Here is a 22,551-nt window from a genome sequence, read left to right as displayed (position 1 = left end):
GCTCAGTCCGCGGCCCCCAGGTCGGCGCTCGCCTGCGTGGCCGCGGAACGGTTGAGACGCTGTTCGCGGTAGAAGATGAAGAGGCCGCTGCCGATGATCAGCGCGGCGCCCAGCCCGATGCGCGCCGTCGGCATCGTCCCCCAGACCAGCAGGTCGAGCACCACCGCCCAGACGATCGAGACGTACTGGAACGGAACGACCACCGCGGCCGGGCTGAGCTGCAGCGAGCGGTTGATGGCGGAATGGCCGGCCAGCGCGGTGACGCCGAGCAGGCCGAGGAGCAGGAAGTCGAGCCAGCCGGGATCGACCCAGGCCATCGGCAGCGTCACCCCGCCCAGCACGAGGCCGCCCAGCGTCTGGTAGGTGACGAGCGACAGGGTGCCCGCCCCGCGCAGCACGCGGGTGAAGATCAGCCCGGCGGAGAAGATCACCGCGCCGAGCAGCGCCATCGCCGACGGCAGCGGGTCGAAGGTGCCGGTCGGGTTCAGCACCACGACCACCCCGACGAAGCCGACCACCACCGCCGCCCAGCGGCGCCAGCCGACCTTCTCGCCGAGGAAGAGGACCGAGAGCGCCGTGACGATCAGCGGCGCCGACATGTAGATCGTCATCACGTCGGCGAGCGGCAGATAGCGGACCGCCCAGTAGAAGCAGCCGATATCCGCCGTCACGCAGACGACCCGCAGCAGGTGCATCTTCAGACGCCCCACCGCGAAGACCGCCGCCAGCCCCTCCCGCCAGATCAGCGGGAGGAGGATCGCAGTGCCGAACAGGCTGCGCACCGCGACCAGCATCCCCACGGGGTACTCCGCGACCAGCCACTTGCCGAGCGCGTCGTTGAAGGTGAAGAGGGACATGCCCAGCAGCATCATGAGGATGCCGAGGCGGCTGTCGGTCGCGGTGGAGGCGGTCATTTTCCGATATGGACTCTGAATTGCTGGAGGCGCGAGCCTATTACGCGCCGACCAGCTCCTCAAGAGACCGTTCGATGATGTCCAGCCCCTCGTCCACCACCGCGTCGGACGCGGTCAGCGGCACCAGGATGCGGATGACGTTGGCGTAGGTGCCGCAGGACAGCAGGATCAGGCCCTTTTCCGCCGCCTTGGCGACCAGCGCCTTGGTCAGGTCGGCGGCCGGCTCCTTGCTGTCGCGGTCCTTCACCAGCTCCATGGCGACCATGGCGCCGAGGTTGCGGACGTCGCCGATCACCGACAGGCTGTTGCGCTGCGCCATCGACCGGAAGCGGCCGGCGATGCGCTCGCCCAGCGCCTGGGCGCGCTCGACCAGCTTCTCCTCCTCGATGGCCTCGATGACGGCCAGGGCGGCGGTGGTCGCCAGCGGGCTGCCGGCATAGGTGCCGCCGAGGCCGCCCGGAACCGGCGCGTCCATCAGGGCCGCCTTGCCGGTGACCGCCGACAGCGGGAAGCCGCCGGCCAGGCTCTTCGCCATGGTGACGAGGTCCGGCTCGATCCCGGCATGCTCGAAGGCGAACATCTTGCCGGTGCGGGCGAAGCCGGTCTGGATCTCGTCGACGACGAAGACGATGCCGTGCTGGTCGCACAGCGCCCGCAGCTTCTGCAGGAACTCCGGCGAGGCGATGTTGAAGCCGCCCTCGCCCTGCACCGGCTCGACGATGATGGCGGCGACGCGGGCCGGATCGACATCCGACTTGAAGAGGGTGTCGAGCGCCTTCAGGCTGTCGGCGACGGAGATGTCGCGGTAGGGGTTGGGGAACGGCACATGGTAGACCTCGGCCGGGAAGGGACCGAAGCCGACCTTGTAGGGCACCACCTTGCCGGTCAGCGCCATGCCGAGCAGCGTGCGGCCGTGGAAGGCGCCGGAGAAGGCGACCACCGCCGGCCGGCCGGTGGCGGCGCGGGCGATCTTCACCGCGTTCTCGACCGCCTCGGCGCCGGTGGTGAAGAAGGCGGTCTTCTTCGGGGTCGGGCCGGGCACCAGCGCGTTCAGCTTCTCCGCCAGCTCCACGAAGGAGTCGTAGGGGGTGACCATCGCGCAGGTGTGGGTGAAGCGGTCGAGCTGGGCCTTCACCGCCTCCATCACCTTGGGGTGGCGATGGCCGGTGTTCAGCACGGCGATGCCGCCGGCGAAATCGATGAAGCGGCGGCCCTCGACGTCCCACATCTCGGCGTTCTCGGCGCGGTCGATGTAGATCGGCAGGCCGGCGGAGATGCCCCGGGACACGGCGGCCTCGCGCCGTGCAACGAACGACTGGTTGCTCATGTCACTTTCCTTCGTTGTGCGCTGCGCGTCAGGCGCCGAGGCCGACGCAGAGATATTTGATTTCCAGGAAATCCTCGATGCCGTACTTCGAGCCCTCGCGGCCGATGCCCGACTCCTTCATGCCGCCGAACGGCGCCACCTCGGTCGAGATGATGCCCTCGTTGATGCCGACGATGCCGTATTCCAGCTTCTCCGCCACGCGCCAGACACGGCCGATGTCGCGGCTGTAGAAGTAGGCGGCGAGGCCGTATTCGGTGTCGTTGGCCATGCGGACGGCGTCGTCCTCCGTCTCGAACTTGAAGAGCGGGGCGACCGGGCCGAAGATCTCCTCGCGCGACACCCGCATCTCCGGCGTCAGGCCGGTGACCACCGTCGGCTCGAAGAAGGTGCCGCCGAGTTCATGGCGCTTGCCGCCGAGCACCACCCGGGCGCCCTTGGCGACCGCGTCGCCCAGCAGCTCCTCCACCTTCTCCACCGCCTGCGGATTGATCAGCGGACCCTGGGTCACGCCGGCCTCGGCGCCGTTGCCGACCTTGAACCGGCTGACCGCCTCGACCAGCTTGGCGGTGAAGGCCTCGTAGACGCTGGCCTGGACGAGCAGCCGGTTGGCGCACACGCAGGTCTGGCCGGCGTTGCGGTACTTGGAGGCCAGCGCCCCCTGCACCGCCGCGTCGAGGTCGGCGTCGTCGAACACGATGAAGGGCGCGTTGCCGCCGAGCTCCAGCGACACCTTCTTCACCGTGTCGGCCGACTGGCGCATCAGGATCTTGCCGACCTCGGTCGAGCCGGTGAAGCTGACCTTGCGGACGATCGGGCTGCCGGTCAGCTCGCCGCCGATGGCGACGGGGTCGGAGCCCATGACGATGTTGAGGACGCCCGCCGGGACGCCGGCGCGCCCGGCCAGCTCGGCCAGCGCCAGCGCGGTCAGCGGCGTGTCCTCGGCCGGCTTCACCACGACGGTGCAGCCCGCGGCGATCGCCGGGGCCACCTTGCGGGTGATCATGGCGAGCGGGAAGTTCCAGGGCGTGATCGCCGCGACGACGCCGATCGGCTCCTTCAGCACGACGAGCCGCTTGTTCGCCGCGAAGCTGGGGATCACGTCGCCGTAGACGCGCTTGGCCTCCTCCGCGAACCACTCGATGAAGGAGGCGCCGTAGACCACCTCGCCGCGGGACTCGGTCAGGGGCTTGCCCTGCTCCGCCGTCATGAGCTGGGCCAGATCCTCCTGGTTCGCCAGGATCAGCTCGAACCAGCGGCGCAGGATGGCCGCCCGCTCCTTGGCGGTCCTGCCGCGCCAGGCCGGCAGGGCGTCGGCGGCGGCCCGGATGGCCTCGCGCGTTTCCTCGGCGCCCATGTCGGCGACCGTGGCGATCACGGCGCCGGTGGCCGGGTTGGTCACCGGGAAGCTGCGACCGGAGGCAGCCCCGCGCCATGCTCCGTTCACGTATCCGTTGGTCTGGAGAAGGCTCTGATCGTTGAGCGACAACATGTTCGGTCCGCCATTGCAGAAGGGGGGAATGGTCAGTGGAGGTGAGCGTACCATGTTTAATAAATTAAACAACCACTGTTTAGCTGTTGAGATTTTGGTGACGCGCGAACAGGGATCCGGTATGGCTTAGGTCGGGAAATCAGGAGTCGGGCGATGGATTTCGACGTCGGGTCGCGGCTGAAGCAGGTGCGTGAACAACATGGTCTGTCCCAGCGGGCGCTGGCGCAGCGGGCCGGGGTGACGAACGGCACGATCTCGCTGATCGAGCAGAACCGCTGCAGCCCGTCGGTCTCCTCCCTGCGCAAGGTCCTGCAGGGCATCCCGATGAGCCTTGCGGAGTTCTTCGCCTCCGACGACCTGCCGCCGCCCGAGCAGATCTTCTTCAAGAGCGGCGACCTGATCGAGCTGGCTGACGAGCTGAAGGGCACCGTCGGCCAGGTCTCCTTCCGTCAGGTCGGCGACCTGCGCGGCCGCAACCTGCAGGTCCTGCACGAGCGCTACGCCCCCGGCGCCGACACCGGCCGCACCATGCTGCAGCACGAATCGGAGGAGGGCGGCATCGTCGTCCGCGGCCGGATCGAGCTGACGGTGGGCGACCGCAAGGAGATCCTGGGCCCGGGCGACGCCTATCTCTTCGACAGCCGCATCCCCCACAGGTTCCGCAACATCGGCGACGAGGAGTGCGAGCTGATCAGCGCCTGCACCCCGCCCTATCTGTAAGCCGCCCGTCGCGCGCATCGCCTGCCCTCCCCCGCCCGGTCCCGTCAGGCCGCCCGCAGGGCGTCGAGGAAACCCGACACCTCGCGCCGCATGCGCGACGCCTCGCCGGACACCGATTCGGCCGACCGCACCATCGTCACCGAGGCCTGCCGCGCCGCCGCCGCCGCGTCGGTCACCGCCGCGATGTTGGTCGAGACGTCGCGCGTCCCGGCCGCCGTGTGGGTGATGCTGGAGGCGATCTCGTCCACCGCGGCGCTCTGCTGGCCGACGGCGGCGGAGATCTGGGCGGAAATCTCGTTGATGCGGGCGATGGTGCGGGTGACCGCGGTGATCGCCGCGACCGCCGTGCCGGAGGCCGACTGGATCTCGGCGATGCGCGCCTGGATCTCGTCGGTCGCCTTGCCGGTCTGGGCGGCGAGCTGCTTGACCTCGCCCGCGACCACGGCGAAGCCCTTGCCCGCCTCCCCTGCCCGCGCCGCCTCGATGGTGGCGTTCAGCGCCAGCAGGTTGGTCTGGCTGGCGATGCCGGAAATCAGCTCCACCACCTTGCCGATCTCCTGCGCCGCGGCGGCGAGGCCGCCCATCACCTGGCTGCCGCGCTCGGCGTCGCCGCTGGCGGCCCGGGCGATGCTGGCGGAGTCGGAGACCAGCCGGCCGATCTCGGCGAAGGAGGCGGACAGTTCCACCGTGGCGCCGGCGACGCTGTCGGCGCTGGCGGAGGCCATCTGTGCCGCGGCGGACACCGCGTCGGCATGCTCGGCCGTCTCCGACGCACTGGACGCCATGGTGCCGGCGGCGGCGGCCATGCCGGCGGTGGAGGAGGCGAGCGTCTCCACCAGCGCCATCACCGTCGCCTCGAAGGAGCCGGCGAGCCGGTCGAGCTCCCGGCGCCGCTCCTCGGCGGCGGCGGCCTTCAGCCGCTCCTGCTCGGCCTGCAGCCGGTCGGTCTCCAGCATGCTCTCGCGGAAGACGCGGGCGGCGGCGGCCATGCGGCCGATCTCGTCCCGGCGCCCGCCGTCGTCGAAGGTCACCGTGGTGTCGCGGGCGGCCAGCCGTTCCAGCGCGCCGGCCACCCGCAGGATCGGGCGGGAGATGCCGCGGACCATCAGCACGCCGCTCGCCACCGCCCCCAGCGCGCAGAGCGCCAGCGCCAGCAGCACGAGGCTGCGGGCCTGCCGGTAGACGGCGGCCCCGTGGTCGGCGATCTCGCCGGCCTCGGTCACCGCGCTGTCCACCAGGGCCGACAGGCTCTCCTGCACGCGGACGAAGGCGACGGCGCTCGGCCGCTTGAAGACGCTGGCCGCCGACTGGCTGTTGCCCTCGCGCGCCAGACTACGCACCCGGTCGCTGACCTGCCGGTACTCGGTCCAGGCGGCGTCGAAGGCCGCCAGCCGGTCCGCCATCCGGCCGCTGCCGAACAGCGGCCCGGCCTGATCGCGCAGCGTCTGGACGGCGCCGGCGACCGCCGCGTGGCCGGCCTCCACCTGCCCGACCTGCATGGCGTTGGTCGACAGGGCGTAGGCCGCCTCGGCGATGCGGTAGTTCTGCGCCGCGGCGAGGAGCTGGCCCGCCACCTGCGCGCCGGTGAGCGAGCTGCCGCGGATCGTCTCGGCGGCGCCGTTCAGCGTCTCCAGCCGGTCGAGCGTGAAGGCGCCGAAGCCGCAGACGAACAGCATCATGCAGGCGGCGGCGCCGATGATCCTGCTGCGGATCGACAAGGTCGGGAAACGCATGGCGACGAGCCTCCCTGGTCACGGCGATGACGGGCAACGGCGGGGCGGTCCGGCGACGGAAGCCCGCCGGTCTCTCGGATGCGGACAGGGTCGGGCCGGGGGGCCGGGGACGGCCGGCGCCCCCGGAAGCGCCCCCGGCCGGCGGCCGGTCAGGCGGCGCCCTTCAGCCGCTCGTTGCGGCGGCGCAGCGCCTCGACGACCGACAGAAGGATGACCGAGATCACGGTGAGGATCACCGCGACCGCCGTGATGGTCGGGCTGATGTTCTCGCGGATGCCGCTGAACATCTCGCGCGGCAGGGTGCGCTGCTCCGGCCCGGCGAGGAACAGCACGGTCACCACCTCGTCGAAGCTGGTCGCGAAGGCGAAGAGCGCGCCCGACGCCATGCCCGGCAGGATCAGCGGCAGGATCACCTTGCGGAAGGCCAGCAGCGGCGGCGCGCCGAGCGAGGCGGCGGCGCGGGCCAGCGTCATGTCGAAGCCCTGCAGGGTGGCCGACACGGTGATGACCACGAAGGGGGTGGACAGCGCCGTGTGGGCCAGGATCAGGCCGGCATAGTTGCCGGTCAGCCCGAGCGGGGCGAAGAAGAAGTAGACGCCGACCGCGGTGATGACCACCGGCACGACCATGGGCGACAGCACCACGGCCAGCACCAGCGACTTCCACCGGCTCTTCCACTGGGCGAGCCCGAGGGCGGCCAGCGTGCCGAGGATCATCGACAGGATGGTGGAGGACACGCCGATGATGACGCTGTTCTTCAGCGACATCATCCAGCGCGGCGAGGTGAGGAAATCCTCGTACCAGCGCAGCGACAGGCCCGGCAGCGGATAGGTCAGGTAGGCGCCGGAGCTGAAGGACAACGGCACGATCGCCAGGATGGGCGCCATCAGGAAGATGAAGACCAGGGTGGCGGCGACGACCGTGGTGCTCCAGGCGGCGCGCTGGCTGAGGGTGCGGGGTGCGTGGTTGTCGCTCAATTCTTGAGCCCTCCGGTGTTCTGCCGGCCGTGGACCAGCTTGCCGTAGACGACCGCCAGGATCAGCGTGGCGAACAGCAGGACCGTTCCCAGCGCCGACGCCAGGCCCCAGTTGACCGTTTCCGTGGTGTAGAAGGCGATGAAGGCGCTGATCATCTGGTCGGCCGCACCGCCGACCAGCGCCGGGGTGATGTAGTAGCCGATGGCCAGGATGAAGACGAGCAGGCTGCCGGCGCCGATCCCCGGCAGGGTCTGCGGCAGGTAGATCCGCAGGAAGGCGACCGCCGGCGGCGCGCCGAGCGAGGCGGCGGCCCGCATGTAGGCCGGGGAGATCGACCGCATGACGCTGTAGAGCGGCAGGATCATGAAGGGCAGCAGCACATGGGTCATCGCCATGTAGACGCCGAACCGGTTGTAGATCAGCCGCAGCGGCGCATCGATGATGCCCAGCCACTGCATGACGCCGTTCACGATGCCCTCGCTCTGCAGCAGCACGATCCAGGCGCAGGTGCGCACCAGCAGCGACGTCCAGAAGGGCAGCAGGACGAAGATCATCAGCAGGTTCGACTGGCCGGTGGGCAGGGTGGCCAGCAGATAGGCGACCGGAAAGCCCAGCAGCAGGCACAGCGCGGTGACGCCGAGGCCGATGGTGAAGGTGCGGGCGAAGACGTCGCGGTAGATCGCCTGGTCCTCCGGGGCGGCGACGATGGCGCCGTCCAGGTTGCGCGTCAGGTCGAGGGCGGCCAGCAGGTAGAAGCCGGTGACCGGCCCGCTCGCCCCCTTGATCGCCACCCAGGTCGACCGCTCGCCCCAGGCCGGGTTGACGGCGACCAGCGAGGCCCGCGCCTGCCCCGGCTCCGGCATGGTCTTCAGGTTGCGCGCCGTGGAGGTGAGGATGGTGCGGAAGCCGTTGACGCTGTAGTTCAGCCGCTTGGCCGCGATGGCGGTGGTGCCGGAGGCGCGGGCGACCTGCAGGTCGGCGGCCAGCGCGGCGAAGGCGGCCTCGCCCGGCAGATCCCTGCCGTCCCAGCCGGCCAGCGCCTCGACGGTCTTGGGCAGGACCTGCGGCACCTCCCAGTCGTCCACCGAGCGCCAGAGCATGCCGGCGATCGGGCCGAGGAAGGTGAGCAGCAGGAAGAGCAGGAGCGGCAGCACGAGGCCGAGCGCGCGCAGCTGCCGGGCCCGTTCGGCCCGTTTCAGGCGACGCTTCAACGGCACGTCGGCGCCGGCGACGAACGCGGCGGTCATTGGCGGACCCTCGGTTGGAGCGTCCTCTCCACCCGGGAGAGGGGATCGGCGCGAGGGGGAGCCGGCGGACTGTCCGTCAGCCCCCCTCGCCGCCATGTCGGTTCCGTCCCCGGCAGGCGGCGGCCGGGGACGGCAGGTCGGCTTGCGGGCGGCGGCTTACTTGGCCGCCCACTTGTTGAAGCGCTCGGTCAGACGGTCGATGTTCTCCAGCCAGAAGTTGGTGTCGATCTCCACCGCGTTCTTCATGTTGGCCGGAGCGGTCGGCAGGTCCGCCAGGATCGCCGGGGCGATCTTCGCCGGGGCGTTCTTGTTGGAGGTGCCGTAGGCGATGTTCTCGGACAGCTTGGCCTGGTTCTCCGCCTTGCCGACGAAGTCGAGGAACTTGTAGGCGGCCTCGGCGTTCGGGCTGCCCTTCAGGATCACCCAGCTGTCGATGGTGAACAGCGCGCCGTTCCACACCATGCCGAAGTTCTTCTTCTCGGTCTTGTTGGCGGCGTCGATGCGGCCGTTGTAGACCGAGGTCATCGCCACCTCGCCCGAGGCGAGGAGCTGCGGCGGCTGGGCGCCGGCCTTCCACCAGACGATGTCGTTCTTGATGGTGTCGAGCTTCTTGAAGGCGCGCTCGACGCCGGCGTCGGTCGCCAGCACCTTGTAGACGTCGGCCGGGGCGACGCCGTCGGCCATCAGCGCGATCTCCAGCGTGGTCTTGGCGCCCTGGCGCAGGCCGCGCTTGCCGGGGAACTTCTTGGTGTCGAAGAAGTCGGCCCAGCTCTTCGGCGCCTCCTTCAGCTTGTCCTTGTCGTAGCCGAGCACGAAGTCATAGACGATGGCGCCGACGCCGCAGGGGTTGACCGTCGCCGGGAGATACTGGCCCTCGCCGCCGATGCGGGAGTAGTTGATCTTCTCGAACAGCCCTTCCTCGCAGCCGAGCGCCAGCTCCTCGCTCTCGACCTGGACCACGTCCCAGGTGGCGTTGCCGCCCTGCACCTTGGCGCGCAGGACGCCGATGCCGCCGTCCCACGATTCGTCGTTCATCGCCGTGCCGGTCGCCTTGAACGGCTCGAAATAGACCTTCTTCTGCGCCTCCTGATAGGCGCCGCCCCACGACACGACGGTCAGGTCGCGGGCGCTGGCGGCCGGGGCCAGAGCGCTGATGGCGGTGAAGGTTGCCACGAAACCGAGAGCCACCCTGAACTTCGACATGATCCCCGTCCTTATGTTTGTGTGGTTGTGACTGTCCCAATGATGCCCGGCCCGGGGGGAGACCCCGTCAGACCGGATCCAGCGCCCGGCAATCCTCGGGGCGGAAGGTGATGGTCACCGGCTCGCCGTGGGAGAGCCCGGCATGGGCGCCGGCCGGCAGCTTGACCATGAACTCGTCGTTCCCGGCGGCGGTCAGAACGGCCAGCGTGTGGTCGCCGAGATAGATCATGTCCTGGATGACGGCCGGCAGGCGGTTCGGCCCCTCCCCCGCGGCATCCGGGCCGGCGAGGATGGTGACGCGCTCCGGCCGGATCGACAGCGAGGTGCGGGCGCCGGCCCCGGCGATGTTGACCGCGGTGGCGACCACCGATCCCCCGGCATCCAGGGCGACGCGGCAGTATTCCTGTTCAATATTTTCGACGGTCCCGTTGAGGACGTTGTTCTCGCCGATGAAATTGGCGACGAAGCTGTTGACCGGACGTTCGTAGAGGGCGGCCGGGCGGTCGATCTGCTGGACGATGCCGTCGTTGAAGACCGCGATGCGGTCGGACATCGTCAGCGCCTCGCCCTGGTCGTGGGTGACGTAGACGACGGTGATGCCCATCGTCTCGTGCAGGTGCTTGATCTCGAGCTGCATATGCTCGCGCAGCCGCTTGTCGAGCGCGCCGAGAGGCTCGTCCATCAGCACGAGCGTCGGGTTGAACACCAGGGCGCGGGCGAGCGCCACGCGCTGCTGCTGGCCGCCGGAAAGCTGCCCGGGGCGGCGGCTGGCGAGGGTCTCCAGCTTGATCATCCGCAGCGCCTTGGTGACGCGCTCCCTGATCTCCGCCTTCGGGACGCCGCGCACCGACAGCGGGAAGGCGACGTTCTCCTCGATCGTCAGGTGGGGGAACAGGGCGTAGTTCTGGAAGACCATGCCGATGTCGCGCTTGTGCGGCGGCATGTTCTTGATCGGACGGTCGGCAAGGTAGATTTCGCCCTGTGTCGGGATCTCGAAGCCGGCCAGCATCATCAGCGTGGTGGTCTTGCCGGACCCGGAGGGGCCGAGAAGGGTGAGGAACTCGCCCTTGCGGATGTCGAGGTCCAGGCTCTTCACCACCAGATGTTCGCCGTCGTAGGTCTTCTGCACCCCGGCGAAGCGAACCAGAGCTTGCGTCGTCGCGATCATCCCACCGTCCATTGATCCCCTCCCACCAGAGGCCGTGCGTGTCAGGGGCACGGGCCCCCGGCGCCCCCGTATCGACGGCCCTGACGGTACCACGCGTTTAAGAAAATAGACAAGCCCATTGCTCGTGTCCGGATGATTTCAACAGCCTGCTGTTTCCTTGTGCAACTTGATGGCCTTTGCCCGCCATTCGACCAGGAGTGTGCGCTTTCCATAGGCCGTTGAGAAGACTGATAAAGCGCCAGCCCAGCAGTTCCGTTGCCGCTTCCCGCCCGAATCGGTACCGCCTCGCCGCTCCCGCCCGCGCAGCCGTCCGTATGCGGCATCGCATCCAGGGCCGACGGACCGCGACCCACAGGGGAGAAGCGGCGGGAGCGCTGCCACAAGAATACGAGTCGCCTGTCCGCTCCGCCCTGCCCCCGACGCATGGGATGCGTAGTCTTGTGGAAGGCCGCGCCGCTCGCGGTCCGCGAGTCGCAGGATGGCCGGCGGCCGTGCGTAGTCTTGTGGAGAAGGACGCCGGCCGATTCGTAATCTGGTGGAGGGTGGCCGCCGGTGCCGCAGCGGCGCCGGTGCCGGCCTGCGTAGTCTTGTGGAAGCCCCCCTCGGGAGAGCAGGCGAGGCCCGGCCCCGCGCCCCGGATGCGTATCCTTGTGGAAGTCGTTGAAGGAAAAGGATTTTCCTGCCTGCGGCCGGCCTGACCGAGCGGCCAGGTCCGGTTCCGGAAACAGCAACGGCGGCCCTGCCATCCGGTGGGGCCGCCGTGCGTAATGTGGTGGAAGTGGTTGTCTTGAAAGGGTTTTCGGCTTCGTACTCTGGTGGTTCTTCGCCGCTCACATGGCGAAGAGCGCCGCCTGCCGGCGGTCCGAGGCGATGGGCGGCAGCGAGGGATGCAGCACCATGCCTTCCCGATTCACCTCCACCTTCGCTTCCGGGTAGACGTTCAGCGCGACGCGCAGCGTGTCGGGGAAGCGGGTCTTGAAGTGCCGGATCTCGTCATAGCCGCCGCCGAACTGGGCGTAGAGCGACTGCCAGGAGATCTTCGTCGCCTCGCTCAGCGAATGCAGCCGGTAGGCCAGCCAGATATAGACGTCGATCGCCATGGACTTGCTGGAGATCTCGCGGATCGCCGACTCCAGGACCGGCACCGGATGCTCGCGCAGCGACTTGAAGAAGCTTTCGGACAGCAGCACGCGCTCTTCCCACAGCGAGCCCTGGCGGTAGTCCTCCTCGGTGAAGGTCAGGCCACCGACGACGATCGAGTCCTTGGCGAACTTGCTGCCGCGGCCCTTGGCGTCGGCCTCGTCCCAGAAGAAGGTCAGGTGGCAGGCCGACAGGCGGTTGCACTGTTCCTTGACGTCCCGATAGGATTGCCCGCCGGTGGACACGTTCATCCGGCTCATCCAATCGCGCATGGAGGCGCCCAGCTCGACCTCGCGGCTGTTGGACTGCAGGGCGCGGGTCTGCAGATACAGCATGATCAGCCTGGCCCGCGAGCCGTAGGGCACGCCGAACAGCTTCTCCTTGCCGCCGACCAGCAGCACACCCGGCTGCACCACCAGCGTCACCCGGTGGCCATCGCGCCGCCAGGTCTGGTCGTCGGGAATGCGCTTGTGCGGCAACGCCGTCAGGCAGAAACCGCTGTAGGTGATGCCCATGGCACGCGATTCATCGGCGAGCACGGCCGCCGCGGCATCCACCAGGGGCCGCTGGTCGCGGGGAACCAGCTCCCGGGCGCGCTCCCGGCCGTGTTGCATGATGAGATCATGGATTTCAGCCATGGCTGTCTCCGGTTCGCTTCCACTTGTGCCCGTCCGACGCCGGAAGCCGGCGGCGGACCGTAACGTTTCGCTGATTGGTAAACAATCTGGGTTGGTCAAGGTGCCCGCGTCAATGCGTATTCTTGTGGGTCGGGCTATTAGAAGCTAGTAGATTCATAACTATTTGTATGTGCCACCAGACTACGCGGGAAAAGCCGAGTCGCAGCGACAAGACTACGCATTTCCCGCACCAGATTACGCGGGATGACAGCCTCCGCCTGTGGGTTTCGCTCTGCTCCGCCCCCGCCCCGCCCCTGCCCTGTGCTGCGAATCGGCTCCGAATCACTGATCCTTTGCGACTCCGGAACAAGCCGCGATCGCGCATATGCGACGTCCGATGCCCCGGCGTTGCCGCGGGGAGCCGGGCCAGGGATTGGGGCTGGGGGGATTCGTAATGAAGCGCGCTGTTGACATTTTTCGTCAACAGCGGCAGGGTGCGCCCTATCGAACCACACAAGCCATTGCATCGCGGGGGCGAACGCGGGATGACCGGCGAGGAATTGCAGGCCATACGGGAGGCGCGGGGCGTCACCCAGCAGGAATTCGCGTCTTGGTTGAATGAAAGACTGGGACGACGCTACGACCGTGCTCGGATGAGCCGCTGGGAAAGCGGAGCGGAACGCATTCCGCCGCGCGTCGAGCTGTTCCTGAAGACGGAGCAGGCGAACGCCAAGCCCGACCGGTCCAACCGCCGGGCGCAGGTCGTCGCGGTCGCCAACCAGAAGGGCGGCGTCGGCAAGACCACCACCGCGGTCAACGTCGCCTATGCCCTGGCGAAGCGGGGCGAGCGGGTATTGCTGATCGACGCCGACCCGCAGGCCAGCGCCACCATCTTCCTCGGCCAGGACCCGCGCCAGCTCGAAGGTCGCAAGGCGACGCTCTATTACGCGCTGCTGAAGGACGTCCCCCTGTCCTCCATCGTGCTGCCGGGGGAGTTCGGGCTGGTCCCCTCCTCCATCATGCTGGCGGCGGCGGATACCGAGCTGATGGCGGAACCCTTCGCCTCCTCGGTTCTGCGGGAGAAGATCGCCGACCTGCGCAGCGACTATGACCACATCATCATCGACTGTCCGCCGAACCTGTCGCTGCTGACCGTCAACGCACTGTCGGCGGCCGATCAGGTCATCATCCCGGTGAAGACCGAGTTCCTCGACATCATGGGCATCCCGCTGCTGCTCGACACGGTCGAGAAGATCCGCCGCCGCGGCAATCCCGACCTGACGGTGCTCGGCATCCTGCCGACCATGTTCAACGCGCGCTACACGCAGGACAACGAGACGCTGCGGGAGCTGCGGGAATCGCTGGGCGGCAAGACGCGGATCTTCGCGCCGATCAACCGGTCGACCGGCTACGGCCAGTCGGCGGCGGCTGGCCGTCCGACGCTGGAGGTGCTGCCGGACACACCGGGCGTGCAGGGCTATGTCGATCTGGCACGCGAGCTTGCGGAGGAGGTGACCAGCCATGGCGAAGCCTAAGACGCGCAACTTCGGCCTGTTCCGCGGCGCCGTGGAAGAGCAGGGGCGGGACGCGCTGTTCGGCGTCAGCTCCGACTTTCCCCGCCTCGTCGAGGTCGAGCTGGACCGCATCGAGCGGAACCCCGATCAGCCGCGCCGCATCTTCGACCCGGAAGACATGCAGACGCTGGCGGAGTCGATCGAACGCTACGGCATGAAGCAGCCGATCCTGGTCCAGGATACCGGCGACGGGCGCTTCCTGCTGGTGGCCGGCGAGCGGCGGTACCGCGCGCACGAGATGCTGGGCCGCGACACCATCTTCGCCATCGTCACCTCCGGCGATGCCGACGAGCTGGCGCTGGTGGAGAATGTCCAGCGCGTCGACCTGAACGCCATCGAACTGGCCCAGGCGCTCGCCCGCCTGATGGAGCGGCACGGCTATACGCAGGAAGAGCTTGGCCGCATCGTCGGAAAGAGCCAGAGTGCGATCAGCCACACGCTGCGTCTCAATGCGCTGCCGGATCGCATCAAGGACGAATATGCGACGTCGCATAGGGACGTCTCGCGCTCGGTCCTGGTGGAGATCGCCTGGATCAAGGATGAGGTCGAGCAGCTTGCGCTGTGGGAGCGGGTGAAGGCGGGCGAGGGCACCGTGAAGGCGGCGCGCAGCCGCAAGGACAGCGCCAAGGAGCCGGCCGCCGCCCCGTCCCCTGCCCGCGCCACCCCGGTCGCCCGTTTCCTCGACACGCTGCGCAAGGCGACCAAGCAGCTCGGTGATCCGGCGGAGCTGCGCAGCCAGATCGACGACACGCAGCGCAGCGAGCTGATGGAACTGCGCCGGCGGATCGACCTGCTGCTCGGCGAGTGAGCCTGCCGCGCTTCACAGAGACGGACGCCAAAGAAAAGCCCCCGCCTGCCGGATGCAGACGGGGGCTTTTTCGTGCCCGGACGTGACCCGACCGGTCAGTCGGTGAGGAAGGGGTTGTACAGGCGCTCCTCCCCGAAGGTCGACATCGGGCCGTGACCGGGGATGAAGGCCATGTCGTCGCCGTAGGGGAACAGCCGGGTCCGGATGGAGTCCAGCAGGTCGGCATGGTTGCCGCGCGGGAAGTCGGTCCGCCCGATCGAGCCCTGGAACAGCACGTCGCCGACGATGGCGAGACGGCTCGGCTGGTGGATGAACACGACATGGCCGGGCGTGTGGCCGGGGCAATGGCGGACATCCAGCGTCAGCTTGCCCACCGTGACGGTATCGCCATCCTCCAGCCAGCGGTCGGGCGTGAAGGAGCGGACGGGGGGGAAGCCGAACATCTTGCTCTGCGACGGCATGCCGTCGATCCAGAACTGGTCCTCGCGCTGCGGTCCTTCGATGGGCAGCGTCAACTGCTCCGCCAGATCGGCGACGCCGCCGGCATGGTCGATATGGCCATGGGTCACCAGGATCTTCTCCAGCGTGACGCCCTTGGCCTGCACGGCGCGCAGGATCAGCGGCAGGTCGCCACCGGGATCCACGGCCGCGCCCTTCATCGTCTCTGGACACCAGAGGACGGTGCAGTTCTGCTGGAACGGCGTGACCGGAACGATGGTATAGTGCATGGCGCTGACCTCTTCCTGCAGGCTGTCTTGGGCAAACGGTCTGCCGGACCTTACGCGGTGCGCCATGAGCGGGCAAGGCGCCGCTTCCCGCTCGCATCCAGCGGAAAAGCACGCTACACTATCGCCGTCGGCCCCTCCGCGACGTCCGGAAAAGCCAGGCGGTGCAAGGCTGCCGGGCTGCCGATTATACCGAAATCCAAAATTGCTTCCGCGACCGTGCAGCACTGCCGGATTGCCCGGACACGCATTATTTGTTACCTGTCTGCCGCTTGACCGCGGCCGGGTGGCCGGCCCGCCGGTCCATCCCGACACCAGACCGCCGTACGAGAACAGGCTCATCCGGAATGCTCTCCCAGAAAGCCAAATACGCACTTCGGGCCCTGATCATGCTGGCCGAGCGGCCGGACGACGAACTGGTTCTGATCGCCGACATCGCCGAGCGGGAGAACATCCCGCGCAAGTTCCTCGAGGCGATCCTGGTGGAGCTGCGCAAGCAGGGCCTGCTGTTCGCCAAGCGCGGGAAGAGCGGCGGCTACCGCCTTGCCCGCCCGGCAAACGAGATCTCCTTCGGCGAGGTGATCCGGCTGATCGACGGGCACCTCGCCCCGATCCCCTGCGCCAGCAAATACTCCTTCAAGCCCTGCGAGGACTGCATCGATCCGGACACCTGCTCGGTGCGCTGGCTGATGGTGCAGGTGCGCGACGCCACGGCCGGCGTCCTCGACAAGCGCACGCTGGCCGATGCGCTGCGCCACCGGCAGGCGACCGGCGGGCTCGCGGCCAACTTCGACATCTGAGCGGGGCGATCGCGCACGCTTCGGCCGCCGGGTGGGGCGGGCGCCCTGCCCGGTCCCGCCGCGCTGTGATTCCGGCTGCGGCTGCGGCTGCGGCTGCGGCTACGGCATCAGGTCGACCGCGACGAACACACGGTCGAGCGCGCGGTTGGTCACCTCGCGGGCGATGCCCGCCTCGATCAGGTCATCGACGATCAGCTGCGCCCCGCGGAAGGTGGTGCCGAGCGTCCGCTGGATACGGCGCACGGTGAAGGCCGGCTCCTCGAACAGCCGGTCGAGCACCTCGGGCAGGCGGGAGTTGCGCCGCCGCGTCCCTACCCTGCGCCGCCAGGACTCCGCCGCCTGGTCGAGGCTGTAGACCCGCTGGCGTTCCCGCCGCGCCGTTTCCGCCACCATGTCCGCCAGCCAGGCCAGCCACTCCTCGTCCCGGCCGCGCGCCGCGATCGCGGCGGCGGTCCGGTCGGTCCACAGCGATACCGACAGCGGCAGCCACAGGGCCGGCAGACGGCAGCAGCGCGCCACCGCCTGGGCGGCGAGCAGCCGGGCCGTCGGCACCGCCCAGCTCGGCAGCCGCAGGTCGGGAGCCGGCCGCAGCAGCTCCGCCAGCAGCCCGACGCCGCCGAGCAGGGCCGGCGGCCGGGCCGCAGCGTCGAGACGCCCGAGCAAGGTGCAGGCCTCGGCTTCGCGCTCCGCCGAGAAGGCCAGACGGTCGGGGTCCCGGCCGGACACCTCCGCCTGCAGGACGCGCCAGCAGCATTCCATCCAGTCGAGCGTCCAGGACTCCGGCATGGCGGCGGCGGACGGGGAGGGGCGCCCGTCCTCCCCCTCCTCGGGATCGGTGAGTCCGGCTTCCAGATCCGCCACCGCCTGCCAGACCTCGGACGCGACACTCATGCCGCCGCGAGACAGGGCGGCGGGAGACGGCCGCCGCTCGGGTGCCGGCAGGGCGCCCTGGCTGAACCGGCAGCCCTGCCAGAGCGAGCGGACCGACTGGGCGTCGCCGCGGCCGGCGGTCGGGACGAGGTCGGTGCTGACGGTCGCGATCAGGAAATCGGTGGTGTCCACGGCGATGCCGTCCAGCCGCGCCGCCGCGCAGGCCTCGCGCCGCGCCGCATCGGCCCACAGCCGCCGCCGCCGCTCCGCATCCTGCATCAGCTCGGCCAGCCGGCCGAGGGCGCGCTCGGCTTCCAGCAGGGCGGTGAGCAGGGCAGGGGACAGGGCAGGGGAGAGCGCGGTCTGCATGTGACACTCGTCGCGGTACACATCCGGGTGTCGACATGATACCGATTATATCGTTCACTTGCACCAAGCGCGTCAATTCACAATCGGCCCACAATCGGCGCTGGAGATGAAAAAAGGGCTTTGCCAGTTCCGGGCATTTTGGCAAAGTCTATCGGAGATATGGGAATAAAGCCGCAGGAAAACTTGTGAAACTGTGGTTCAGGGGACCAACCGAAGGAGAGCCCTATGCCGATCCGCCGAAGCCTGACCATTCTCGCCGCGGGGCTCACGCTGGCTTGGCTCGGTGCCGCCGCCGCCGATGCCCAGGATACGCTGCTCAACGTGTCCTACGACCCGACGCGTGAATTCTATGTGGAATTCAACCAGGCCTTTGCCAAGAAGTGGAAGGCGGAAACCGGCCGGGCGGTCACGATCAAGCAGTCCCACGGCGGATCGGGCAAGCAGGCGCGCTCGGTGATCGACGGGCTGGACGCGGACGTGGTCACGCTGGCGCTCGGCTACGACATCGACGCCATCGCCGATTCGGGCCTGCTCGCCAAGGACTGGCAGGCGCGGCTGCCCAACAACAGCTCCCCCTACACCTCGACCATCGTCTTCCTGGTCCGCAAGGGCAATCCGAAGCAGGTCAAGGACTGGGACGATCTGGTGAAGCCGGGCGTCCAGGTCATCACGCCCAACCCCAAGACCTCGGGCGGCGCCCGCTGGAACTATCTCGGCGCCTGGGCCTACGCGCTGGAGAAGTCCGGCAACGACGAGGCGAAGGCGAAGGAGTTCGTCGGGCAGCTCTTCAGGAACGTGCCGGTGCTGGACAGCGGCGCGCGGGGCTCCACCGTCACCTTCACCCAGCGCGGCATCGGCGACGTGCTGCTGGCCTGGGAGAACGAGGCCTTCCTGTCGCTCCAGGAATTCGGCGCCGACAAGTTCGAGATCGTCGTGCCGTCCCTGTCGATCCTGGCGGAACCGCCGGTCGCGGTGGTCGATTCGGTCGTCGACCGCAAGGGAACCCGCAAGGCGGCGGAGGCTTACCTTCAATTCCTCTACACCCGCGAGGGCCAGGAACTCGCCGCCAAGCATTTTTACCGGCCGCGCCAGCCCGAACTTGCGACGCAGTATGCGGGGCGCTTCGCCAATGTTAAGCTGGTGACGATCGACCAGACCTTCGGCGGCTGGCGTCCGACCCAGGAGAAGCATTTCGCTGATGGCGGGGTGTTCGACCAGATCTACCAGAAGGGCCGCTGACCGGTGGTCGCGGTCGCCTCTTCCGACACCGTGGCCACCACGAGGGGGGCGCGGTGACCGGCGTCTTCAGGAAACCGAGCGTGATCCCCGGCTTCGGCCTGACGCTGGGCTTCACGCTGGCCTATCTCAGCCTGATCGTCCTGGTGCCGCTGGCCGCCCTGGCGGTGAAGGCCGGCGGGCTGGGGTGGAGCGGCTTCTGGGCGGCCGTGCTGACGCCGCGCGTGATGTCGGCCTTCCAGGTCAGCTTCGGCCTGTCGCTGGTGGCGGCGGCGGTCAACGCGGTGTTCGGCTTCATCGTCGCCTGGGTGCTGGTGCGCTACCGCTTTCCGGGAAAGCGGCTGGTGGACGCGCTGGTCGATCTGCCCTTCGCCCTGCCGACCGCGGTGGCGGGCATCGCGCTCAGCGCGCTCTATGCCCCGAACGGCTGGCTGGGCAAGCCGCTGATGGACGCCTTCGGCCTGAAGGTGGCCTTCACGCCGATCGGCATCGCCATCGCCCTGACCTTCATCGGGTTGCCCTTCGTCGTGCGGACGGTCCAGCCCATCCTGCAGGACCTTCCGGCGGAGGAGGAGGAGGCCGCGGCCTCCCTCGGCGCCTCGCGCGGGCAGACCTTCTTCAAGGTGGTGTTCCCCGCCATCCTGCCGGCGCTGGTCACCGGCTTCGCGCTCGCCTTCGCCCGCGGGTGGGGGAGTACGGGTCGGTCATCTTCATCGCCGGCAACATGCCCGGCGTGTCGGAGATCGCCCCGCTGCTGATCGTCATCAAGCTGGAGCAGTACGACTATGCCGGGGCGGCGGCGGTCGGCCTGCTGATGCTGATGGTGTCCTTCATCATGCTGCTGGTGCTGAACCTGCTGCAGAACTGGATGAGAACCCGCCATGCGCGCTAGCAGACAGACCTCCGCGCTGGCCGATCCCGTCTGGGTCCGCCTTGCGCTGATCGGCACGGCGCTCGCCTTCCTCGTGCTGTTCCTCGTCCTGCCGCTGGTCGCCGTCTTCACCGAGGCGCTGCGCCGCGGCTTCGACGCCTACTGGGCGGCGCTGGTCGAGCCGGACGCCATGGCGGCGATCCGCCTGACCCTGCTCGTCGCCGCCATCGCGGTCCCCGCCAACCTGATCTTCGGCGTGGCGGCGAGCTGGTGCGTGGCGAAGTTCGAATTCCGCGGCAAGAACCTGCTGATCACGCTGATCGACCTGCCGTTCTCCGTCTCGCCGGTGATCTCCGGCCTGATCTACGTGCTGCTCTACGGCATGCGCGGGCTGCTCGGCCCCTGGCTGAAGTCGGAGGGCATCCAGATCATCTTCGCCGTGCCGGGGCTGGTGCTGGCGACCATCTTCGTCACCTTCCCCTTCGTCGCCCGCGAGCTGATCCCGCTGATGCAGGAGCAGGGCTCGGAGGAGGAGGAGGCGGCCCTCGTGCTCGGCGCGTCGGGCTGGCAGACCTTCTGGCGGGTGACCCTGCCCAACATCAAGTGGGGCCTGCTCTACGGCGTCCTGCTCTGCAACGCGCGGGCGATGGGCGAGTTCGGCGCGGTGTCCGTCGTCTCCGGCCATATCCGGGGCGAGACCAACACGATGCCGCTGCATGTCGAGATTCTCTACAACGAATACAACTTCGTCGCCGCCTTCGCGGTGGCCTCGGTGCTGGCCCTGCTCGCCCTCGTCACGCTGGTGGTGAAGACGGTGCTGGAATGGCGCTTCGAGGCCGAGATCGCGGCCACGCGGCATTAGGGGACGGGCGAGAGAGATGGCGATCCAGGTATCCGGCATCACGAAGCGGTTCGGCGCCTACACGGCACTCGACTCCGTCGACCTCGAGGTGCGGTCGGGCGAGCTGCTGGCTCTCCTCGGCCCCTCCGGCTCGGGCAAGACCACCCTGCTGCGCATCATGGCGGGGCTGGAGCATCCCGACGGCGGCAGCCTGCAGCTGAACGGGGAGGAGGCGCTGGGCCTCAAGCCGCGCGACCGGCAGGTCGGCTTCGTCTTCCAGCACTACGCCCTGTTCCGCCACATGACGGTGTTCGACAACGTCGCCTTCGGGCTGAAGGTGCGTCCGCGCGGCGAGCGGCTGGGCCGCGCCGAGATCCGGCGGCGGGTGCTGGAGCTGCTGGAGCTGGTGCAGCTCGGCCATTTCGCCGAGCGCTACCCGGCGCAGCTCTCCGGCGGCCAGCGCCAGCGCGTGGCGCTCGCCCGTGCGCTCGCCATCGAGCCGAAGGTGCTGCTGCTCGACGAGCCGTTCGGCGCGCTCGACGCCAAGGTCCGCAAGGAGCTGCGGCGCTGGCTGCGCAAGCTGCACGACGACATTCACATCACCTCCGTCTTCGTCACCCACGACCAGGAGGAGGCGCTGGAACTCGCCGACCGGGTGGTGGTGATGAGCCAGGGGCGGATCGAGCAGATCGGCACGCCGGCGGAGGTCTACGACCATCCCTCCTCGGCCTTCGTCTATGAATTCCTCGGACAGGTGAACCGGTTCGACTGCGTGGTCGACGGCGGGGTGGCGGTGGCGGCCAACGGCGCCCTGTCCATCCCGGCGGAGATCTCGCTGCGCGGCCCCGGCATCGCCTATGTGCGGCCGCACGACCTCGGGCTGAGCCCGGCGTCCGGCGGGCCGGGCCGGGTCTCCGGCATCCATGTCGTCGGCCCGGACGCGCGGGTGGAGATCGACCTGGCCGGCTTGGCGCTGGAGGCCGAGATGGACCGCGAGCGGCTGCAGATGCTGGGCCTGCGCACCGGCGACCCCTGCGCGGTCCATGTCGACCGGGCGCGGATCTTCCCCCGCGCCTGAGGGCAGGGGGCCGGAGCGAGGGCAGGGCCCACGGGGAGGGGCGCTCAGTCGGCCCCGGCCGCTTCCTTGCCCTTGGTCTCCAGCTCCATCAGGGCTTCATAGTTGCCGTCGCGGTAGGCCTGCAGGTTGCGGTCGACCGTCTGCGGATCGATGCCGGCCTTGCGCAGGACCAGGGCGGCCATGTGCAGGCTGGCCTCGATGGTCTCCGGCACCACGGCGGTGGCGCCGGCCGCCGACAGGATGCCGCGCTGCCCCAGGTCGTGGGCGCGGGCGACGATGGGCAGGTCGGGTGCGGCGCGGCGGATGGCCTCCACCGCCCGCTCGGCACGCTCCGGCCGGTTCAGCGTGATGACGGCGGCGCGCGCCCGCTCGATCCCCGCCACCCGCAGGACCACCTCCTGGCTGGCGTCGCCGTAGTAGACGGGCAGCCCATGCTGGCGCGCCCGCGCCACCCGCTGCGGTTCGAGGTCCAGCGCCAGGAAGGGGACGTCGTGGGCGGCGAGCAGGCGGGCGACCGCCGCCCCGACGCGCCCATAGCCGGCGATCAGCACATGGCCGGTGCGGCCGTCCGCCTCCACCCCGAAGGTCTCGGCTCCCCGCCTCGCCTCGATCGCCTGGGCCAGCCGCTGGGCGGCGGTGCCGATCAGCGGCGTGACCGCCATGCTCAGCGCCACGGAAGAGGAGAGCAGAAGCCCGGTCTCGCCATCCATCACCTTCAATGCCGTCGCCTTGCCGATCAGGACGAAGGCGAACTCGCCGCCCTGCGCCAGCAGCAGCCCGATCCGCAGCGAGGTGGCGAGACCCAGCCCCGACAGCCGGCACAGCAGGAACAGCAGCGTGCTCT

Annotated in this window: 19 protein-coding genes and 1 pseudogene (1 of these 20 running past the window's edge); 8 read left to right on the top strand and 12 right to left on the bottom strand. The window is 69.1% G+C overall.

What is annotated here, in order from left to right:
• Window positions 1-2: 2 nt before the first annotated feature.
• The 3 genes from DEW08_RS22765 to DEW08_RS22755 are packed head-to-tail and all read right to left on the bottom strand — an operon-like array spanning window position 3 to window position 3,730.
• A complete protein-coding gene (locus DEW08_RS22765; protein WP_109331605.1) occupies window positions 3-914 on the bottom strand; it encodes a DMT family transporter in 912 nt (303 codons plus the stop codon).
• Between the two features lie 40 nt (window positions 915-954).
• Window positions 955-2,241: a 4-aminobutyrate--2-oxoglutarate transaminase gene (gabT, locus tag DEW08_RS22760; protein WP_109331604.1), complete on the bottom strand. Its 1,287-nt coding sequence runs from the start codon at window positions 2,239-2,241 to the stop codon at window positions 955-957.
• Window positions 2,242-2,269: 28 nt separating this feature from the next.
• Complete coding sequence (locus DEW08_RS22755) at window positions 2,270-3,730, bottom strand: NAD-dependent succinate-semialdehyde dehydrogenase (protein WP_181449474.1); 1,461 nt, start codon at window positions 3,728-3,730, stop codon at window positions 2,270-2,272.
• Between the two features lie 153 nt (window positions 3,731-3,883).
• On the opposite strand from DEW08_RS22755, the gene DEW08_RS22750 reads away from it, so the two are divergent.
• Window positions 3,884-4,450: a cupin domain-containing protein gene (locus DEW08_RS22750; protein ID WP_109331603.1), complete on the top strand. Its 567-nt coding sequence runs from the start codon at window positions 3,884-3,886 to the stop codon at window positions 4,448-4,450.
• 44 nt (window positions 4,451-4,494) lie between these two features.
• Here DEW08_RS22750 and DEW08_RS22745 read toward each other — a convergent pair whose 3' ends face one another.
• The 6 genes from DEW08_RS22745 to DEW08_RS22720 all read right to left on the bottom strand — a co-directional run bounded on the left by DEW08_RS22745 (window position 4,495) and on the right by DEW08_RS22720 (window position 12,556).
• On the bottom strand, window positions 4,495-6,183 hold the full coding sequence (locus tag DEW08_RS22745) for a methyl-accepting chemotaxis protein (RefSeq protein ID WP_109331602.1): 1,689 nt from the start codon (window positions 6,181-6,183) through the stop codon (window positions 4,495-4,497).
• 149 nt (window positions 6,184-6,332) lie between these two features.
• The gene (locus DEW08_RS22740) at window positions 6,333-7,160 is read right to left on the bottom strand and encodes an ABC transporter permease (protein ID WP_168220481.1); all 828 of its coding nucleotides are present in this window, start codon (window positions 7,158-7,160) and stop codon (window positions 6,333-6,335) included.
• On the bottom strand, window positions 7,157-8,407 hold the full coding sequence (locus tag DEW08_RS22735; protein WP_109331601.1) for an ABC transporter permease: 1,251 nt from the start codon (window positions 8,405-8,407) through the stop codon (window positions 7,157-7,159). The genes DEW08_RS22740 and DEW08_RS22735 overlap by 4 nt, the downstream gene beginning before the upstream one ends.
• A gap of 156 nt (window positions 8,408-8,563) precedes the next feature.
• On the bottom strand, window positions 8,564-9,610 hold the full coding sequence (locus DEW08_RS22730; RefSeq protein WP_109331596.1) for an ABC transporter substrate-binding protein: 1,047 nt from the start codon (window positions 9,608-9,610) through the stop codon (window positions 8,564-8,566).
• A gap of 67 nt (window positions 9,611-9,677) precedes the next feature.
• Window positions 9,678-10,790, bottom strand: a complete 1,113-nt coding sequence (locus DEW08_RS22725) for an ABC transporter ATP-binding protein (RefSeq protein WP_109331595.1) — start codon at window positions 10,788-10,790, stop codon at window positions 9,678-9,680.
• 818 nt (window positions 10,791-11,608) lie between these two features.
• On the bottom strand, window positions 11,609-12,556 hold the full coding sequence (locus tag DEW08_RS22720; RefSeq protein WP_109331593.1) for a replication protein RepA: 948 nt from the start codon (window positions 12,554-12,556) through the stop codon (window positions 11,609-11,611).
• A 632-nt stretch (window positions 12,557-13,188) separates the two neighbouring features.
• Here DEW08_RS22720 and DEW08_RS22715 point away from each other — a divergent pair.
• Window positions 13,189-14,070 (top strand): ParA family protein, encoded by an 882-nt coding sequence (locus DEW08_RS22715; protein WP_245986910.1) that lies wholly within the window; start codon window positions 13,189-13,191, stop codon window positions 14,068-14,070.
• Complete coding sequence (locus DEW08_RS22710; RefSeq protein ID WP_109331591.1) at window positions 14,057-14,917, top strand: ParB/RepB/Spo0J family partition protein; 861 nt, start codon at window positions 14,057-14,059, stop codon at window positions 14,915-14,917. Before DEW08_RS22715 ends, DEW08_RS22710 begins: the two co-directional genes overlap by 14 nt.
• Window positions 14,918-15,012: 95 nt before the next feature.
• Here DEW08_RS22710 and DEW08_RS22705 read toward each other — a convergent pair whose 3' ends face one another.
• Window positions 15,013-15,645: an MBL fold metallo-hydrolase gene (locus DEW08_RS22705; protein ID WP_109331590.1), complete on the bottom strand. Its 633-nt coding sequence runs from the start codon at window positions 15,643-15,645 to the stop codon at window positions 15,013-15,015.
• Window positions 15,646-15,989: 344 nt separating this feature from the next.
• Between DEW08_RS22705 and DEW08_RS22700 the strand changes: the two genes are divergently transcribed.
• The gene (locus DEW08_RS22700; RefSeq protein WP_109331589.1) at window positions 15,990-16,442 is read left to right on the top strand and encodes an RrF2 family transcriptional regulator; all 453 of its coding nucleotides are present in this window, start codon (window positions 15,990-15,992) and stop codon (window positions 16,440-16,442) included.
• A gap of 99 nt (window positions 16,443-16,541) precedes the next feature.
• On the opposite strand, the gene DEW08_RS22695 is transcribed toward DEW08_RS22700, so the two are convergent.
• Complete coding sequence (locus tag DEW08_RS22695) at window positions 16,542-17,681, bottom strand: Fic family protein (RefSeq protein WP_109331586.1); 1,140 nt, start codon at window positions 17,679-17,681, stop codon at window positions 16,542-16,544.
• A gap of 225 nt (window positions 17,682-17,906) precedes the next feature.
• Here DEW08_RS22695 and DEW08_RS22690 point away from each other — a divergent pair, with 225 nt between their 5' ends.
• The 4 genes and pseudogenes from DEW08_RS22690 to DEW08_RS22675 all read left to right on the top strand — a co-directional run bounded on the left by DEW08_RS22690 (window position 17,907) and on the right by DEW08_RS22675 (window position 21,707).
• Window positions 17,907-18,920, top strand: coding sequence for a sulfate ABC transporter substrate-binding protein (locus tag DEW08_RS22690; protein WP_109331585.1), 1,014 nt, complete (start codon window positions 17,907-17,909; stop codon window positions 18,918-18,920).
• Window positions 18,921-18,973: 53 nt separating this feature from the next.
• Window positions 18,974-19,809, top strand: a pseudogene (gene cysT / locus DEW08_RS22685) (sulfate ABC transporter permease subunit CysT).
• Window positions 19,799-20,650, top strand: a complete 852-nt coding sequence (gene cysW, locus DEW08_RS22680) for a sulfate ABC transporter permease subunit CysW (RefSeq protein WP_109331584.1) — start codon at window positions 19,799-19,801, stop codon at window positions 20,648-20,650. The pseudogene cysT and the gene cysW overlap by 11 nt, the downstream one beginning before the upstream one ends.
• Before the next feature lie 16 nt (window positions 20,651-20,666).
• Entirely contained in the window at window positions 20,667-21,707 is a 1,041-nt protein-coding gene (locus tag DEW08_RS22675) for a sulfate/molybdate ABC transporter ATP-binding protein (RefSeq protein WP_109331581.1), read from the top strand.
• Window positions 21,708-21,751: 44 nt separating this feature from the next.
• Here the strand turns inward: DEW08_RS22675 and DEW08_RS22670 are convergent, their stop codons facing one another.
• Window positions 21,752-22,551, bottom strand: the final stretch of a protein-coding gene (locus tag DEW08_RS22670) for a monovalent cation:proton antiporter-2 (CPA2) family protein (protein WP_109331580.1). 919 nt of this gene lie beyond the right edge of the window; the window shows 800 of its 1,719 coding nt (coding positions 920-1,719); its start codon lies off the right edge, out of view; it ends in the stop codon at window positions 21,752-21,754.

The sequence above is a fragment of the Azospirillum thermophilum genome (genome assembly GCF_003130795.1).
Taxonomy (GTDB): Bacteria; Pseudomonadota; Alphaproteobacteria; order Azospirillales; family Azospirillaceae; genus Azospirillum; species Azospirillum thermophilum.
Note: the sequence above shows the minus strand (reverse complement) of the source record. Positions and strands in the feature narration are given on the sequence as shown.

What these genes read in the sequence shown, in the direction of transcription:
- DEW08_RS22765 (WP_109331605.1), bottom strand. Translation starts at nt 914, where the DNA reads ATGACCGCCTCCACCGCGACCGACAGCCGCCTCGGCATCCTCATGATG.
- gabT (WP_109331604.1), bottom strand. Translation starts at nt 2,241, where the DNA reads ATGAGCAACCAGTCGTTCGTTGCACGGCGCGAGGCCGCCGTGTCCCGG.
- DEW08_RS22755 (WP_181449474.1), bottom strand. Translation starts at nt 3,730, where the DNA reads ATGTTGTCGCTCAACGATCAGAGCCTTCTCCAGACCAACGGATACGTG.
- DEW08_RS22750 (WP_109331603.1), top strand. Translation starts at nt 3,884, where the DNA reads ATGGATTTCGACGTCGGGTCGCGGCTGAAGCAGGTGCGTGAACAACAT.
- DEW08_RS22745 (WP_109331602.1), bottom strand. Translation starts at nt 6,183, where the DNA reads ATGCGTTTCCCGACCTTGTCGATCCGCAGCAGGATCATCGGCGCCGCC.
- DEW08_RS22735 (WP_109331601.1), bottom strand. Translation starts at nt 8,407, where the DNA reads ATGACCGCCGCGTTCGTCGCCGGCGCCGACGTGCCGTTGAAGCGTCGC.
- DEW08_RS22730 (WP_109331596.1), bottom strand. Translation starts at nt 9,610, where the DNA reads ATGTCGAAGTTCAGGGTGGCTCTCGGTTTCGTGGCAACCTTCACCGCC.
- DEW08_RS22725 (WP_109331595.1), bottom strand. Translation starts at nt 10,790, where the DNA reads ATGGACGGTGGGATGATCGCGACGACGCAAGCTCTGGTTCGCTTCGCC.
- DEW08_RS22720 (WP_109331593.1), bottom strand. Translation starts at nt 12,556, where the DNA reads ATGGCTGAAATCCATGATCTCATCATGCAACACGGCCGGGAGCGCGCC.
- DEW08_RS22715 (WP_245986910.1), top strand. Translation starts at nt 13,189, where the DNA reads ATGAGCCGCTGGGAAAGCGGAGCGGAACGCATTCCGCCGCGCGTCGAG.
- DEW08_RS22710 (WP_109331591.1), top strand. Translation starts at nt 14,057, where the DNA reads ATGGCGAAGCCTAAGACGCGCAACTTCGGCCTGTTCCGCGGCGCCGTG.
- DEW08_RS22705 (WP_109331590.1), bottom strand. Translation starts at nt 15,645, where the DNA reads ATGCACTATACCATCGTTCCGGTCACGCCGTTCCAGCAGAACTGCACC.
- DEW08_RS22700 (WP_109331589.1), top strand. Translation starts at nt 15,990, where the DNA reads ATGCTCTCCCAGAAAGCCAAATACGCACTTCGGGCCCTGATCATGCTG.
- DEW08_RS22695 (WP_109331586.1), bottom strand. Translation starts at nt 17,681, where the DNA reads ATGCAGACCGCGCTCTCCCCTGCCCTGTCCCCTGCCCTGCTCACCGCC.
- DEW08_RS22690 (WP_109331585.1), top strand. Translation starts at nt 17,907, where the DNA reads ATGCCGATCCGCCGAAGCCTGACCATTCTCGCCGCGGGGCTCACGCTG.
- cysW (WP_109331584.1), top strand. Translation starts at nt 19,799, where the DNA reads ATGCGCGCTAGCAGACAGACCTCCGCGCTGGCCGATCCCGTCTGGGTC.
- DEW08_RS22675 (WP_109331581.1), top strand. Translation starts at nt 20,667, where the DNA reads ATGGCGATCCAGGTATCCGGCATCACGAAGCGGTTCGGCGCCTACACG.